The organism is Kocuria sp. cx-455 (assembly GCF_057707085.1).
The window spans coordinates 193,292-208,650 of record NZ_JBYIPM010000003.1 but is presented as its reverse complement, the minus strand read 5'-3'; the positions used below and the strand labels follow the sequence as shown (position 1 = coordinate 208,650).

12 protein-coding genes are annotated in these 15,359 nt (G+C 65.1%); 3 read left to right on the top strand and 9 right to left on the bottom strand.

The features are described from left to right. Positions 1–25: 25 nt before the first annotated feature. The 3 genes from AC3ENJ_RS06460 to AC3ENJ_RS06450 are packed head-to-tail and all read right to left on the bottom strand — an operon-like array spanning position 26 to position 2,888. On the bottom strand, positions 26–1,228 hold the full coding sequence (locus tag AC3ENJ_RS06460; protein ID WP_431813452.1) for an acyl-CoA dehydrogenase family protein: 1,203 nt from the start codon (positions 1,226–1,228) through the stop codon (positions 26–28). A gap of 60 nt (positions 1,229–1,288) precedes the next feature. Beyond that, positions 1,289–1,720, bottom strand: a complete 432-nt coding sequence (locus tag AC3ENJ_RS06455) for an acyl-CoA thioesterase (protein ID WP_431813451.1) — start codon at positions 1,718–1,720, stop codon at positions 1,289–1,291. Continuing rightward, positions 1,713–2,888 carry a CaiB/BaiF CoA transferase family protein gene (locus tag AC3ENJ_RS06450; RefSeq protein WP_431813450.1) on the bottom strand — a complete coding sequence of 392 codons (1,176 nt, stop codon included), beginning with the start codon at positions 2,886–2,888 and terminating at the stop codon, positions 1,713–1,715. The genes AC3ENJ_RS06455 and AC3ENJ_RS06450 overlap by 8 nt, the downstream gene beginning before the upstream one ends. A 122-nt stretch (positions 2,889–3,010) precedes the next feature. Here AC3ENJ_RS06450 and AC3ENJ_RS06445 point away from each other — a divergent pair, with 122 nt between their 5' ends. After that, positions 3,011–3,934, top strand: a complete 924-nt coding sequence (locus AC3ENJ_RS06445) for a LysR substrate-binding domain-containing protein (protein ID WP_431813449.1) — start codon at positions 3,011–3,013, stop codon at positions 3,932–3,934. On the opposite strand, the gene AC3ENJ_RS06440 is transcribed toward AC3ENJ_RS06445, so the two are convergent. The 6 genes from AC3ENJ_RS06440 to AC3ENJ_RS06415 form a co-directional block, all read right to left on the bottom strand. Further along, entirely contained in the window at positions 3,925–4,806 is an 882-nt protein-coding gene (locus AC3ENJ_RS06440; RefSeq protein ID WP_431813448.1) for a 3-hydroxyacyl-CoA dehydrogenase family protein, read from the bottom strand. The two genes, AC3ENJ_RS06445 and AC3ENJ_RS06440, sit on opposite strands and share 10 nt — an antisense overlap. After that, the gene (locus tag AC3ENJ_RS06435) at positions 4,803–5,606 is read right to left on the bottom strand and encodes an enoyl-CoA hydratase/isomerase family protein (protein WP_431813447.1); all 804 of its coding nucleotides are present in this window, start codon (positions 5,604–5,606) and stop codon (positions 4,803–4,805) included. Before AC3ENJ_RS06435 ends, AC3ENJ_RS06440 begins: the two co-directional genes overlap by 4 nt. Next, the gene (locus AC3ENJ_RS06430; protein WP_431813446.1) at positions 5,603–7,753 is read right to left on the bottom strand and encodes a TRAP transporter permease; all 2,151 of its coding nucleotides are present in this window, start codon (positions 7,751–7,753) and stop codon (positions 5,603–5,605) included. Before AC3ENJ_RS06430 ends, AC3ENJ_RS06435 begins: the two co-directional genes overlap by 4 nt. Beyond that, a complete protein-coding gene (locus AC3ENJ_RS06425) occupies positions 7,750–8,934 on the bottom strand; it encodes a TAXI family TRAP transporter solute-binding subunit (RefSeq protein WP_431813445.1) in 1,185 nt (394 codons plus the stop codon). Before AC3ENJ_RS06425 ends, AC3ENJ_RS06430 begins: the two co-directional genes overlap by 4 nt. A gap of 218 nt (positions 8,935–9,152) precedes the next feature. Further along, positions 9,153–9,749, bottom strand: coding sequence for a GNAT family N-acetyltransferase (locus AC3ENJ_RS06420; protein ID WP_431813444.1), 597 nt, complete (start codon positions 9,747–9,749; stop codon positions 9,153–9,155). Positions 9,750–9,893: 144 nt separating this feature from the next. Beyond that, positions 9,894–11,126 (bottom strand): heparan-alpha-glucosaminide N-acetyltransferase domain-containing protein, encoded by a 1,233-nt coding sequence (locus AC3ENJ_RS06415; protein ID WP_320414951.1) that lies wholly within the window; start codon positions 11,124–11,126, stop codon positions 9,894–9,896. A gap of 416 nt (positions 11,127–11,542) precedes the next feature. On the opposite strand from AC3ENJ_RS06415, the gene AC3ENJ_RS06410 reads away from it, so the two are divergent. Beyond that, positions 11,543–12,610 carry a chitinase gene (locus AC3ENJ_RS06410; RefSeq protein ID WP_431813443.1) on the top strand — a complete coding sequence of 356 codons (1,068 nt, stop codon included), beginning with the start codon at positions 11,543–11,545 and terminating at the stop codon, positions 12,608–12,610. 377 nt (positions 12,611–12,987) lie between these two features. Next, on the top strand, positions 12,988–15,351 hold the full coding sequence (locus AC3ENJ_RS06405; RefSeq protein WP_431813442.1) for a bifunctional polysaccharide deacetylase/glycosyltransferase family 2 protein: 2,364 nt from the start codon (positions 12,988–12,990) through the stop codon (positions 15,349–15,351). Positions 15,352–15,359 lie beyond the last annotated feature (8 nt).

The window sequence follows — 15,359 nt, the reverse complement described above, 5'->3', positions numbered from 1 at the left end:
GGGCGCCGTCAGGGTTGTGCATTGCTTACTTGCGCTTACGGGTGAACGCGGAGATCCCGGTGATTTCGCGGCCCACGATGAGCGCCTGCATGGAATCGGTGCCCTCGTAGGTGGAGACCACTTCCATGTCCGTTAGGTGGCGGCCAATGTGGTTCTCCAGCAGAATGCCGTTGCCGGCGAGCATGTCGCGGGCGGTGCGGCACATGTCCAGGGCCTTGCGGGAGGTGAACATCTTGACCATGGACGCCATGGCATCGGTGAGCTGATCATTCTCCGCCAGGTGGGCCATGCGGGTGCACATGAGCTGCATGGCGGTGAGGTCCGAGAGCATCGTGGCAAGCTTTTCCTGAACGAGCTGGAAGCTGCCGATGGGGGCGCCGAACTGCTCGCGTTCCAGGGCGTAGCGTGCGGCGATCTCGAAGGCCGACATGCCGTGGCCCAGGGCCTCCCAGGACGCGCCACCTCGGGTTGCTTTGAGAACCAGGTTCACGTCCTTGAAGCTGTTGCAGTTGGGCAGGCGGTTCTCGTCGGGGATCTTCAGGTTCTCGATCACGATGTCTGCCTGGTTGATGGCGCGCTTGGCGATCTTGCCGTTGATGACCTCGGGGCGGAAGCCCTCGGGGTATTCACCGTTGCCCTGCTTCTCGACCACGAACGCCTTGACCTGACCGTCGGCCTCGTCGCGGGCGTAGAGCACAATGACGTTCGCGGCGTGACCGTTACCGATCCAGCGCTTGTGGCCGTTGATGACCCACTGGTTACCCTCCTTGCGGGCGGAGGTCTCCAAGGACACGGAGTCGGAGCCGTGGTCCGGTTCGGTCAGGGCAAACGCGCCGGTCTTCTCCAGCGTGGCCATGAGCGGAAGCCAGCGGTTGCGTTGTTCCTCGTTGCCGAGCATGTAGATACTTCCCATGCACAGGTTCGAGTGCACACCCAAGAACGTGTTGAAAGAGCCATCGATGCGGCCGAATTCGCGCGCCACGATGCCCGCGGTCTGACGCGAGAACCCGGGGCAGCCGTAGCCGGGAATGAAGGACCCGATGATGCCCAACTCCGGCAGCTTGGCGAACACCGGTTCAGGGTGCTCGGCGCGCTCCCAGTAGTCATTGATGATCGGCAGAATTTCTCTCTGGCCGAAGGCCCGCACGTTGTCCCGCAGCTCGATGTCTTCGGGGGAGAGGTCCTGGTCCAGGAGGAAGAAGTCGGGGTGATCAATGATGGCGGTCATGGCGGGCCTTTCGGTCTGAGGGAACACGTGGTGGTTGCCGCAGCGGGGCGGCGGAGAAGGTCAGTTCTGCGGCGTGATCAGGGCGGCACCCAGGGCCTGCCGCATGTGGTCATCCAGGGGTTCGGGCTTCTGGGTGTCGGGGTTGAGCTGCACGATCACGGTTTCCGCTACCACGCAGGCTTTGTCGTGTTGATGGAGTTCGTGGTGCACGGTGTAGGACGTGGAGCCGATGCGCGAGATCCACACGTGGGCCCACAGCTCGGGTCCGTAGTTGATGGGGCGGAAGAAGTCCACGTTCAAGGAGCGCACCACGCGTGGCCGCGCGCCGTTGGGAATTGTTCCGGTCCACTGCAGAGCGGCGCGCACGCGCGCTTCCTCGACCAGGGTGATGGCGCGGGCGTTGTTGACGTGGCCGTTGGCGTCCTGATCCGACCAGCGCAGCTCGATGTGCCGGGAGAATTTTTTGCCCTGCTCCCGCGGTGCTTCAGCCATCACGACGTCGCTCCTCGAGCCAGGCGAGCACGGTCGCCTGATCCGCGCCCAACGCGGGCGGCGCCTTGTCGTATCCGACGGGCGTGCGGCTGAAGGAAATGGGGTTCTTAATGGTCGGCACGGCCTGGTCCCCGCTGCCGGTTTCCACCACTGGACGCAGACCCAGACGGTCCGCGTACTCAACGCCCTCGTCAATGTCGAGGATGGGCGCGCACGGAATGCCCTGGGCCTGCAACCGGGTGAACCACTCGTCCGCGGTTGCTCGGGACAGCGCGTCCACCAGCATCGGCCGGAGAACGTCGCGGTGGTTGTTGCGGTCCTTCATGGTGGCAAAACGTTCGTCCTCCGCCAGGTGTGGGACACCTAAAGTGCCCACCAACCGTGCGAACTGATTGTCGTTGCCCACGGTGATGATCAGGTCCTTGTCGCTGGTGGGGAACGGGCCATAGGGGTAGAGGCTCGGGTGATCGTTACCCAAGCGCTGGGGCACGTTGCCGCACGCCGCGTAGCCGGTGGTCTGATTGACCAAGCCGGACAGCGCGGAGGACAGCAGGTCCAGTTGCAGGTGTTGTCCCTGGCCGGACTGGGCCCGTTCGTGCAGGGCACCCATGATCCCGAGGGCGGTGTGCAAACCGGTGATCACGTCGAACATGGCCACCCCGGCGCGCTGCGGCGGGCCGTCCGGGCTGCCGGTGACGGACATGAACCCGGACATGCCCTGCACCAGCAGGTCGTAACCGGGCATGGTGCGACCACCCTCGGTTCCGAATCCCGTGATGCTGGCGTGAATCAGATGAGGCCAGCGCTCGGCGACCGAAGCGGCGTCGAGCCCGAATTGCTCCAGGCCACCCGGCTTGAAGTTCTCGATGAACACATCTGCGGAATCCACGATCTGGTGGGCCGTCTCCAAGTCCGCCGGATCCTTCAGATCCAGCACCACCGAATGCTTGTTGCGGTTCACGGACAAGAAATAGGTGCTGACGCCGTCCCGGTGGGGAGGGATCCACTGGCGGGAATCGTCACCGCCGGGCCCTTCGACCTTGATGACCGTGGCGCCCATGTCCGCCAGGAGCATGGTGCAGTACGGTCCCGCGAGAATGCGGGTGAAATCAGCAATGACCACTCCGCTGAGAGGGCCGCGGGAGACCTCGGTGAGGGGCAACGTCATGAAGGTGACCTCGAGTGATGGAGTCGAATGCGTTTTGAACCACATAACCATCGGGATTAGGCTCTGTCTAATATAAATTGCGTCCCCCGGTGATGCTCAAAACGCAATAAAGGTGGTTATTGATGGAGGTTCACCAGGCCAAGGCTTTCCTCGCGGTGGCGGAGGAACTACATTTCGGCCGGGCCGCCACCAAATTGCGGGTGGCCCAACCGCCGCTGAGCAGGCTCATTAAGCAACTCGAGAAGAGCATGGGCGCAGAGCTGTTCGAACGGAGCACCCGGCACGTGGCGTTGACCCCGCCGGGTAAGGCCTTGATCGAACCGGCCACGCGACTCGTGGCCGCCTCGGAGGAGGCAAGGCAGGCCGTTCGTCATGCCCTGAGCGGTGAGACGGGGCGGGTGAGACTGGGATTCGCCGGAGCCTCCATCAACCATAAGGTGGGCGAGCTCGCCAGACAGGTGAAGGCCAAACGGCCGGGACTCATGCTCGAGCTGCACAGTTCGCAGTTCTCGCATCTTGGCCTGGAACGGCTCCTGGACAACTCGCTGGATTTGGTCATCGGACGGTGGGACTTCATTCCCGCGGAACTCAATTCCTGCGTCCTCGCTCACGAAGAAGTCATGGTGGTGCTGCCCAAGAATCACCGCTTGGCTCAACAGCCCCGGGTGAGCATGGCCAGCCTGTCCGAGGAATCGTGGGTCACTCTGCCGGGCGGCGCGGTGTCCGCGCTGTCGAACCGGTTGAACTCCTTGGCCATGAGCGCCGGTTTTGTGCCCCGCGTGGTGCAGACCGCCCCGGACTCCTGGACGTTGGTGGTGCTGGTCGGTGCGGAAATCGGATGCGCCGTCAGCTTGGACTCCGTGCGGGACAATGTTTCGTCGGACGGCGTGGTGTTCCTGCCGCTCGCCGAGGAGCAGCGTCCGTTGGAAGTCAGACTCGTGTGGCGAGCATCGGACCGGAACCCCGCACTGCGATCGGTGGTTCAGATCGCGCGCACGATGTTCGCCGATGCCCGCCCCGCCGGGGAGCTCAATGCTCAGTCGTAGCTGTACCAACCCTGTCCGGACTTCCGCCCGAAGCGACCGGCTTCGTAGAGTTCCTTGATCGCCGGGCGGGGAAGACTCTCCGGGTTGCCGGTCTGCTCGTACTCAGCCATGCGGATCAAATACACGACATCCACGCCCACCAGATCCATCAATTCGAACGGGCCCATGGGGTGACGCAGCGCGGTCTTCGCGGCGACGTCGATGTCCTCGAAGTCCGCGATGCCCTCTTCATAGAGCTTGAGCGCTTCCGTGCGCAGGGCCCCCAACAGGCGATTGGCCACGAAACCGGGCGTTTCCCGTTTCAGCGTGACGGGTTTCTTGCCGAAGGACTGGGCCAGCGCCACGGCGGTCTCGACCGTCTCCTGGGAGGTGTGGCCATTGGGGACCACTTCCACGCATTCCATGACCAGTGCGGGATTGAAGAAGTGGAAGTTGCAGACCTTGTCCGGTCGGCCGGTCGCATCCGCCACGCGGGAGGAGACGATGTTGGAAGAGTTCGTGGCCAGAATCGTGTGCGGCGGGCAGATCCGATCCAGGTCCGCGAACAGCTCCCGTTTGATCCCCAGATCCTCCACGGCGGCCTCGATGACAAAGTCCGTGTGGGCGGCGCTGCCCTCGCGGTCGGTGGTGAACGTGAGCCGATCGAATGCGGCCGTGACGTCCTCCCGGGTGCGGCGGTTCTTGTCGACATCGCGATTCATGTGGGATTCCAGTTGCGACTTGGCGCGCGCCACGTACTCGTCGGCGATGTCCACGAGGTCGGTGGTGTACCCGGCCAGGGCGGAGACCATGGCGATCTGGGAACCCATGGCGCCGGCGCCGATCACGGTGACGTGTTTGATGTCGGCCAGGGGATTGCTGGATTCGCTCACGCCTCATCGTCCTTTCGCTGGGCTGCTCGGTAGTCCGGGGTGCGCTTCTCCAGGAACGCGTTGGTGCCCTCGACTTTCTCTGCGCTGCTGTAAAGCACCGCTTGGGCGAGGCGTTCCAACAGGATCCCGGTGCCGTGGTCTGCATCGAAGCCGTGGCGCACCACGGTTTTGGCCAGCTGGGTGGCCAGCGGTCCCTTGGACAGGATCGTCCGCGCGGTGTCCTTGGCCTTGGGCATGAGTTCTTCGGGTTCGACGACGTCGGTCACCAGCCCCATGGCCAGGGCTTCCCGGGCTGTGATGCGCCTGCTGGTCAGGATCATTTCGGTGGCTCTACCCACTCCCACCAACCGTGCCAGGCGTTGGGTACCACCCGCGGCGGGCATGATGCCCAGGCTGGTCTCGGGCAGGGCGAACTGCGCGTTGGTGGACGCGATCCTGATGTCACAGGCAAGAGCCAGTTCGTGTCCGCCGCCAAAGGCATAACCGTTGACCGCCGCAATGGTCGGCTTGTGGAACTGCTCGACCTTTTCGTAAACGCCCTGCATTGCGGCGCGCAGTCCGTCCTTCGGCTTGCGGACGGCCAACTCGTTGATGTCCGCCCCGGCCACGAAGGCCTTGTCACCGGCGCCCGTGAAGATCACGATCTGAGCTTCGTCGTTGTCGGCAAGTTCGTCCAAGGCCCGTGAGATGTTGCCGAGCACCGAGGCGTTGATTGCGTTGCGTACCTCGGGGCGGTCGATCGTGATCACGGCCATGCCGTCCTGGATGTCCACCGTCACGGTGTCGTCAGCGGAAGTCACTGAGCGGGCTCCTTTTCTTCGGTTTGGGGAACTCGGGATATCTCACCGGTCTCGGGGTCGATGACCGGCGTGGGTTTCATGGCCCGGACGAGCAGCGAGGTGGCCACCACAATGGCCAACCCGATCAGCGTGACCAGCAGGCCCGGGAGGAACATCATGAACCCGCCCACGGCCAGCATCACACGGAAGGCAAGGGGCACCTGGCGCTCCACGAAGGTCAACCAGCCGCCAATGGCACCGGCCAGCGCATACACGGCAATGATGCTGAACACGAAGGCCAGGATGACCTTGCCCGGCGAGTCCTGAGCGACCAAGGCGGGGTTCAGGGCGAAGCCGAACGGCACCACGTACTTGACCGCGCCGAGCCTCATGGCTGAGAAGCACGTGGCCATGGGTGAGGCCTTGGAAATGCCCGCGGCGGCAAACGCGGCCAGCCCCACGGGAGGGGTGATGTAGGAGACCGAGGCCCAGTAAATGACGAACAAGTGGGCGGCAATGGGATCCACACCGAGCGCAATCACGGCCGGGGCCATCACGATGGCCAGGAACACGTAGGCCGCGGAAATGGTCAGGCCCATACCGAGCACGAAACACACGGCCGCGCCGGCGATGAGCAACAGCACCACGTTCTCGCCGACCAGGGCCACGAGGTCGCGGGACAGGGACAGCGCCACCCCGGTGGCGCTCAGACCGCCGAGGATCAGGCCCACGCCGGCAATGATGGCCACGATCTGGCCCAGGGTCTTTCCGACATCGATGCCCATCTCGACCCACTGTTCGGGGCCGAACGTCAGGCTCGGCTTCACCAGGGCGATCAGCAGAAGCACACCGACCACCCAGTAGGGCACCTGGGACTCGGAGTCTCCGGTGAACAGCAGCACGGTCAACAGGGCAAGGGCGCCGAGATAGGGCCAGCCCTCGATCAGGGCTGCGCCCGCGCGGGGCAGCAGGTTGCGGGGCGTTCCGCGCAGACCACGCTGGGCCGCGTACCCGTCGATCTGCAGGAAGATACCCAGGTAGTAGAGGACTGCCGGGATGGTCGCAGCCATCAGGATGGTGGTGTAGGGCACGCCCACGAAGGAGACCATCAGGAACGCCGCGGTGCCCATGATGGGCGGGGTGATGGAGCCGCCAGAGGATGCCGTGGCTTCCACCGCGCCGGCCACCTTGGCGCTGAACCCGGATTTCTTCATGGCCGGAATGGTCATGGGGCCCGTGGTCAACACGTTGGACACCGCCGAGCCGCTCATCATGCCCATGGCTGCGGAGCTGGCGACGGAGACCTTGGCCGAACCACCGCGGTAGCGGCCGAAGATGGCCATGGAGAGGTTGTGGAAGAAGTCTGCGCCGCCGGTGTGTTGCAGTACGGTTCCGAACAACAGGAAGCCCACCAGGATGGTGCCCGCGGTCTGCAGGGGTAAGCCGAGAACACTGTCCGTGCCCATGGTGTGCACCTGGGCCAGGGTGGGTAGGTCGTAGGAGATGCCCTGCAGGAAGGACAGCGGGATCTGCCCCGCGAACAACGGGTACACCGAGAACAAGAAGGCAATGACGGTCACGATCCAGCCGGAACCGCGGCGCAGGCCTTCCAGGACGATCAGCCAGAACACGAAGCTCAGCACGGTTGCCAAGGTCGGGGCGATGAACTGCCAGCCGTACTCCTGAATGCGTACACCGTTCACGGAGAAGTAAACGCACGTGCCAATGGTGACCAGGATCAGAAGGATGTCGTACCACGGGACGCCGCGAGCGCCGTCGTGCTTGCTGGGCCCGGCCGCCGTGGAACCCGAGCCGTCGCTGGACTCGGTGACGGCCACGCCACCGGCCGGCGCGGACTTCTTACGCAGCGGATTGACGATGAACACGATCGGTATGAAGCACGCCATCAACAGGTACAGGAACGAATTGGTGAGCACCGCCAGGTCGCCCAGGTTCCAGAAGAACACCTGGTTCATGGTCAGCAGGATGCCCGCCACGGTGAGCACAATGATGATCGCGCGCCAGAGCGGGGTCAGGCGGGGGTTGTGGTCGTGGAGGACCGCGTCACCGGCGTGCATGAACTCCTCGCCTGCCGGGTCCGAGGTTTGCCCGGAAGTGATACGCGAGGCCCGGGGAGCTTGCTCGGCCGGTTGCTGGACAGTGCTCATGCCGCACCTCCGTTTTCTGACGGTTCGGGAACATCGTTAATAGGGGGAAGCGCGGGGAGATTATCGCGTTTCCACTCGACCCACATGGTGCGCACGTTGTCGTTGTCGCCGTTCTCCTCCCAGAACCCGGGCCATTCCGCCATCATGAGGCGCTCGCGTTCGAGCAGCGCGTCATTGCGTGTCTGCAGGCCGGGGGTCCAGCGCTTCTTTTGTTTGAGGAACTCGACCATCGCCTCGTGGAACGGCACCACCAGGGGTTCCAGCAGGATTCGGTCGAAGGCGAAGTTCTTGGCGTCCGGGGTGGCGCTCTTGAAGTAGTCGAAGTTTTCGTCCAGGGCGGTGACCAGGCGAGTGACCTCGTCACTGGGGCGTTCGGCGAGCGTGGTCAGGGGGATCGTGTATTGCATGTTGACGGCCGAGTCGCCCTCGTCCATGCCCGCGCCGTTCACGAATCGGCCCGGCCGCACCATGGGTGCCAGTTCTTCCCAGGTCTCGTACTTGGACTGGTCGTTGCCGCCCAGATCCAGCCAGTGCACCGGGTACTGCGAGGCCAGTTCCTCGATATTCGCGCCGACAACGTTCTGGTACAGCGCGTCGATCTGTCCCGTTTTCAGGCCCTCGATCTGGCCACCGTAGGAGATGTCCACGAACTCGACATCCGAACCCGTCAGTCCGCCGTAATTGAGAATGCCCTCGAGTTTGCGGTTCATGGAGGTGCTCGCGACCAGGCGGGGGTACTTCTTGCCCTTGAGGTCTTCGACCTTGTCGATACCGCTGTCCTTGCGGACCAGCACGCCGTAGTTGCCCGGGGGAGTCCAGACCAGGCGGACGGGCTGAGGACCCCAGGTCTCGGACGTGAACTCGTCATTGCCTTCAAAGGCGTAGTAGTACTCGTCCCCGGCGCGGGAGTACTGCGCGGTGCCGTTGATCAGCGGGGCCAGCCGGCCAATGCCGGTGTCCGAGGTCATCAGGCGGATCTGGCGCCCCGTGCGGCCGGTCAGGGTGTTGGCCACGGCCGCAAGGTCGTTATACGTGCCGGTGCCCACGCCGTAGGTGGACCACACGAGCTGCTCGGACCGATCGGTTGCGCGAGGGCCGGATGAACAGCCCGAAAGCATCGCCAATGCAGACACCGACGACATGCCCATGAGCAATGAGCGTCGACTAATGGGACGTGGCATGTTGCCTCCATGGATCACAGGTGGAGAGGTATCGCTCGGCAGACGCTCAAGGAGCGAGGGGACGTTGCGCGGTCTCGGAAACCGGCGTGGTCCATTCTTACCGCCATTGCGTGATGCATAACACTACGCGGGGTGATTCATGTTGAACCGGTCATAATTCGGTTCATGTGAGGCAATGGGCCGTTCGTCTCCGTGCGCCCACCACGCGTGCCTGACCTTTACTCGGTGAATGACCGGACTTTCTCCCGCAACCCCAGACGAACGGTCGGCCACTCGCGGTCGATGATTGAAAAAACGACGACGTCGCGCACCGTTCCGTCTCGCCACACGTCATGATTGCGCAGGACACCGTCCTGTTTGGCACCGAGCGCCGCAATCGCGGCGCGGGAGCGACGGTTGTGCCAGTGCGTACGGAACTCCACCGCGATGCAGCCCAGGGTCTCGAAGGCGTGGGCCAGCAGCAGTAGTTTTGCTTCCGCGTTGATCCCCGTGCCTTGCGCACTCGAGGCCAACCATGTGGAGCCGATTTCCAACCGCCTGTTGTCCGGTCTGATGTGCAAGAACGTGGTGACACCCACTGCCCGGTTATCACTCCTGCGGCGGACGGCCCACGGAACACACTGCTGGGCCGTATGCCGTTCCAGCGTGCTCTCAATATCCGCGAGCATCCCGTCCGGGGAGGGGAGGCGGGCGAACCAGACCTTGTAGAGGTCGTCTTCCGCAATGGCCTCCGCGAGCTCCGGTGCGTGCTCGACGGTCAGTGGTTCGAGGTCGACCAAATCTCCGCTGAGGTGCGGGATCGTGTAGAAGTCCATGAGCTCAAGGCTAAGCGAGGGGTCTGAACTTGTCTGGCCGTAGCCAGCCGAAGCAGCAGATCTGCGATGTCTTGGGTGGCTTCTCAAGGCCGGCGCCGACGTCGTTCTACAGGCCGCGTCGATCGGGCCGGTCGTAACGCTGGCTCACTCCAGTGGCTTTGCCTGCGGGTTCCGCCCCACGACGAGGCGGCGCGTTCCCTTGGCGCCGAAGGCGACCACCCGCTCAAGCGGTCCCTGGCCCAGGGTCAGCTTCCACACGACTGCGAAACAAGCGGCCACCAGCAGATGCACGGTCCACCAAAGGTACGGGGCGTCCTCGTGCAGGCCCAGGGACAACACCAGCAGGTGCGCCGTGTAGAGGGTGAGCGTCATGGAGCCCATCGCGTACAACGGCAGGAGCCAGTCCCCGATTTTCCGGCTGATCAGCAGGAACACCCCCAGCACCGTCAGGCCCACCCCCAAGCTGGCCGCGATGGCGAGCGGTGTGTTGGAGTGCGGGGTCGTGATGGCCAGCCACCACCCGGTGGTGGTCGGCAGTGAACCCGCGCCCCACACCAGGATCTCGTCGAGTTTCTCCTCGCTCAGATGCGATGCCGCCTGCAACTTGAAGTATCCCTCGAAGCCGTAGAGAAGCACGTAGGAGATGGTCTGGGCGGCGATCCACAGCGACGCACCCACGACAATTAGGCGGACCTGGGTGCTCACGGCCCGCAAGTCCAGGCGACCCAGCCCCATTCCGACCAGCAGATAGGTCATGTACGGCAGCGCCGGGTAGCTACCGGTCAGCAGCAACTGGGATGCGGTGCCCGCGGGATTGCTCAGCACATTGCTCAGCGTGGGGTTGTAGTACCACCACTCAGGGAGCACATCCAACAGGCCCTGCATCAGGAGGGGAGCAAAAATTCCGAATCCGGCCGCCCACATGAACAGGGCTGGGGCCTTCGCATGCAGGAACGGGATGGCCAGGAGGAAGAACACGCCGTAGTAGAACAGAATGTCGTACGCGGGAGGGTTCTCCGGCATCACGGCGTTGATGCACAGACCGACCGTGGTGATCAGCAGGGCGCGTACCAGGACACCCACGCGCTCGCCGGTCAGGGCACGCCCTTCGCGCGGGTGCCGCCCGCCGGACCCGAGGGCCAGGCCCACCCCGGCCAGTAGCGCGAACAATGCCGCCGAATCGCCCGAGAACAGGCGCCAGGACCAGGTGGCCTCTCCGGTCTCCGTGTTCCACGAAGGGAGGATGTGGATGGCCATGAGCCCGATCAACGCCAACCCGCGAGCGGCGTCGATTCCCACCAGTCGCCGTCCGGAGCGCACTGCTTGCCCCGTCGTGGCTTCCTGGATAGTGGCGCCCCCAAGCCGTGTGGAGCGCACTGCTGGCTCCCTTGTGGCTGTCTTATCTGTGGCGTTCCCGCGCCGTGTGGTATCCACCCGTTCTCCTGTGTTCCCCCCCGGCCCCGGTACGGGGCGTATGAGCTTTCGTTCACAGGTCACGGGCGTCGTTGGCCGAGACCGTCCCGGCGCTTTGTCCCGCCGGTGCCCCCAAAGGCTAGGGCGTCGATGATTAGAGGAGCCTGAGAAACGCTCGACGGGCACCCGCGAGATTCGACAGAGTCTCCGGTGATGGTCGTCCGGATTCCCCGCGCGGCCGTGACCCCGCGTTTGTCCGGTTCCTCAGGTGGCGGGGTGTAACGTGCGGATGCCATGAGCCGCAGCCGGTCCATGGTGATCGCCACGGGCGGGCCGGGGCCGGGTAGAAACAGCCTAAGGGGCCGGGGGAGGAAAAAGGCATGGAGACAATCAGGTCACGGAGGCGGGGGAGCACAGCCCGTCGCATTGGTGCGCTCGCGATCCTGGGGGTGGGACTACTGACCGGGTGCGCAGGCCAGGGGGGCGGCGGGGTGCCGGAAAGTGCGTGGTTCGGCGGCTACGTTAACGTGACGTCGGTCCCCCGGTACGAGTTCGAGAGCCAGGACACCGCCAGCCAGGGCCGCACCGTGCTGTCGTTCGTGGTCTCGGACACCGACGACGCGTGCACCCCCTCGTGGGGCGGCTATTACGGGCTCGACGACGCCGCGGAAAAACTTGACCTGGACACCCGGATCGACACGTTGCGCAGCAACGGCGGCGACGTGGTCGTCTCCTTCGGGGGACAGTCCGGAACCGAACTGGCCACCGGCTGTGAGGATGCGGACGAGCTGTACGAGGCGTACAGCGCCGTCGTCGAGCGCTACGACCTTGACGCCGTGGACCTCGACATCGAGATGGACGACCTGCAGAACAGCGACGCCGGCAGCCGCCGCGCGGAGGCCGTGGCCCGGTTGCAGGAGGAGCGGCCCGATGACGATCCCCTCGAGGTGTGGGTGACCCTGCCGGTGGGCAAGGAGGGACTGGACGAGCAGTCCCAGCAGACCGTGGCGCAGTTGCTGGAGGCCGGCGTGGACCTGGCCGGGGTGAACCTCATGACCATGAACTACGGGGATGGCAAGGATTCTGACCAGAGTTCCTACGACGCGTCCGTGGCCGCAGCTCGCGCCGCGCAGACGCAGGTGAAAGAGCTCTACGGCAGTGCCGGGCAGGAGTTGTCGGACGAGCAGGCCTGGCAGCACCTCGGGTTGACGCCGATGATCGGCCGCAACGACGTCGACGGGGAGGTCTTCGATCTTGCCGCCGCGCAGCAGTTGAACGAGTTCGCGCGTGAGCAGGGCGTCGGCCGGCTCTCCCTGTGGTCCCTCGACCGGGATCGCGCCTGCACCACGGACGAGTCCGCGGCGCAGCGGGCCAGCGGCGTGTGCAGTGGCGTCGAACAGCAGGACGGGGACTTCACCCGGGCACTTGCGGAACAGTACCCGCGGTAGCCCTTTCCCCAGCCACCCTGCGGCGTCCGCCGCCGTGCCCCACCCCGAGCGGAGCCTCAGTAGGTTCTCAGTACCCCCGTGGTCCGATGAATGCATGCACGGCCCCACCGGGGTCGGTGCATAGGGGGAGAAGCAGCCCCATACCCGAGCCGGGGGGCCGGGCATGGGATGACTGCATCCACGGGTTCCTGCGCCATGTCCATGGGGGGCGGCGCAGGAACCCTACCCGACGGGGACCTGCATGGTGAGCCGTGAGCCGAGACCTCAGCGAGGACCGTTCACGCGCGCCATGGCGGGCCCCACGGGCCGGGGCATCCGGGGGATGCGCCGGCAGATCCGTCCGAGGGGACGGATCGCCAACTGGGGATGGGGATGTCATGGCACGTTTTTTTCACAATCGGGGTGTGCACCGGGCTGGCCGGCGCACGGGGGGCTCGGGGCTCGGGCGCACGGGCAGCACGGCTGTCACACCGGTGTTCTTCGATTCCAGCGGGAAACGCTGGCGCCGGATCCTCGTGGGGCTGGTGCTGGTCCTGCTGATCCTGGCGGGTTCACTGTCGTGGCTGGTGCCGCAGGCGCTGGCACCCACCCCCACCCAGACGAAGAACCAGGACGCCGAGTACGCCCAGGAATTGCTGGCCAGCGGGGACGAGGAAGACATCCCGGTGCTGGGGGACGAGGACGGATACGCGTTCTCGCGCATCGGCCTGATCGAGGAGGTCGACGGGCAGAAGGTCCTGGCCGATCCGTTCAGCGATGACGTCTTCCGGGTGCTGACCGATGACGAGATCGCCACGGTGGGGGACAGTCCCTACGCCCTGGAGCACTTCGGGGCTGCCGCCGACGGGCAGCTGGTGCTGACCTTCGACGACGGGCCGGACGCCGAATACACCAATGAGATCCTCAACGTGCTCTCCGAGGAGGGCGTGCCCGCCACGTTCTTCACGATCGGCACCAATGTGGCGGCGAACCCCGACGTGTTCCAGCGCATCATCAAGGAGGGGCATTCCGTGGGCAATCACACCATGACCCACGCAACCTCCGACACCAACAGCTTGTTCAACCGCGAGGAAGTGATCAGCACCGACCGGGAGATGCGCGCGGTGGGCGGCTACGCCTCGTCCCTGTTCCGCATCCCGGAGGCCGACGCCGATAACAACCCGCTGCCGCTGTTGCAGGCTCAGCAGCTGGGATACCTGCACGTCAACTTCGACATCGACACCGAGGACTGGAGCTACGCCGCGGGCGAGGACGTCCCGGTGCCCGAACTGGACGGGAAAGGACACGTGGTGCTGATGCACGACGGCGGCGGGGACCGCACCGCCTCGGTCGAGGCCCTGCGGGAGCTCATCCAGGAGGCCAAGGACAAGGGCTATACGTTCGCCACGGTCGACAGCATCGCCCCGGAGCAGTACCAGGCGGAGAAGGACGTGCAAACCACGGTCGGGGACGAGACCGTTGCCGCGACGGTCGCGGGGGTCTCGGTGGCTCCGTCCGTGGTGATGAGCTGGCTGTTCTGGTTCGGCATCGGCTCCCTCACGATCATGTCGGTCCTCTACATCGTGCTGGCGCTCGTGGGTAATCGGCGGCAGAAGAAGCGGGTGTGGCGAGAACTGCCGGAGCATGAGCTGCCGCTGGTGAGCGTGATCCTGCCGGTGTACAACGAGGAACCGGTGGTGGCCCGCACACTGGCTTCGCTGCGGGCCAGCGACTACCCGAACCTGGAGGTCATCGTCGTCGACGACGGCTCCACCGACAACACGGGTGCCATCCTGCGCGAGGTCGCCGCCGAGTGGCCGCAACTGCGGGTGCTCACCCAACCCAACTCCGGCAAGTCGGTCGCCTCCAACCAGGCCATCCTGGCCGCGAACGGGGAGATCGTGGTGACCCTCGACGGGGACACCATCTTCGAGCCGCAGACCATCCGGATGCTCACCCGTCACTTCTACGACACCGACGGCGATCGCCGGGTGGGCGCGGTGGCCGGGCACATCAAGGTGGGCAATCGTTCCAACCTGCTGACCATGTGGCAGTCGCTGGAGTACATCTCCGGCATCTGCGTGACCAGGGTGGCCGAGGGTGTGATCGGGGCGATCTCCATCGTGCCCGGCGCGTGCGCGGCATGGCGGAAGGAAGCCTTGCAGGCCGCCGGGGGATACTCCCACGACACCCTGGCGGAGGACGCGGACCTGACCATGACCCTGCAGAAACTGGGGTACACGGTGGTCCAGGAGAACCGGGCCGTGGCGTGGACCGAAGCCCCCGTCACGGCCAAGGGGTTGGCCAAGCAGCGGCTGCGCTGGACCTACGGCAACATCCAGGCCCTGTGGAAGCATTCGGACATGCTCTTCCGCCCCCGCTACCGGGCGCTGGGCATGCTCACCCTGCCCTACACGATGCTCGCCACCGTGGTCCCGCTGCTCTTCCTGCCCCTGACCGTGCTGATGGCGGCCCTGAGCCTGGTCTCCGGCAACTGGCAGGCGATCGCGATCTTCGCGGCCTTCGTGGCCGGGCTGCACGGGCTGATCTGCGTGCTGGCCCTGCGCATGGTCGGGGAGTCCTGGACCCACTTGCTGGTGGTGCCGGTCTACCGGGTAATCTACGAACCCCTGCGCGCCTACCTGCTCTACGCTTCCCTGTTGCAGGCGCTCAAGGGACGGATGGTCGGCTGGTACAAGCCGGAGCGCACCAACAGTGTGCTGGACCTCTCCTCGCTGGAGACCAAGGCCGGACGCCCCTGAGATTCGGG

What these genes read in the sequence shown, in the direction of transcription:
- AC3ENJ_RS06460 (WP_431813452.1), bottom strand. Translation starts at nt 1,228, where the DNA reads ATGACCGCCATCATTGATCACCCCGACTTCTTCCTCCTGGACCAGGAC.
- AC3ENJ_RS06455 (WP_431813451.1), bottom strand. Translation starts at nt 1,720, where the DNA reads ATGGCTGAAGCACCGCGGGAGCAGGGCAAAAAATTCTCCCGGCACATC.
- AC3ENJ_RS06450 (WP_431813450.1), bottom strand. Translation starts at nt 2,888, where the DNA reads ATGACGTTGCCCCTCACCGAGGTCTCCCGCGGCCCTCTCAGCGGAGTG.
- AC3ENJ_RS06445 (WP_431813449.1), top strand. Translation starts at nt 3,011, where the DNA reads ATGGAGGTTCACCAGGCCAAGGCTTTCCTCGCGGTGGCGGAGGAACTA.
- AC3ENJ_RS06430 (WP_431813446.1), bottom strand. Translation starts at nt 7,753, where the DNA reads ATGAGCACTGTCCAGCAACCGGCCGAGCAAGCTCCCCGGGCCTCGCGT.
- AC3ENJ_RS06425 (WP_431813445.1), bottom strand. Translation starts at nt 8,934, where the DNA reads ATGCCACGTCCCATTAGTCGACGCTCATTGCTCATGGGCATGTCGTCG.
- AC3ENJ_RS06420 (WP_431813444.1), bottom strand. Translation starts at nt 9,749, where the DNA reads ATGGACTTCTACACGATCCCGCACCTCAGCGGAGATTTGGTCGACCTC.
- AC3ENJ_RS06410 (WP_431813443.1), top strand. Translation starts at nt 11,543, where the DNA reads ATGGAGACAATCAGGTCACGGAGGCGGGGGAGCACAGCCCGTCGCATT.
- AC3ENJ_RS06405 (WP_431813442.1), top strand. Translation starts at nt 12,988, where the DNA reads ATGGCACGTTTTTTTCACAATCGGGGTGTGCACCGGGCTGGCCGGCGC.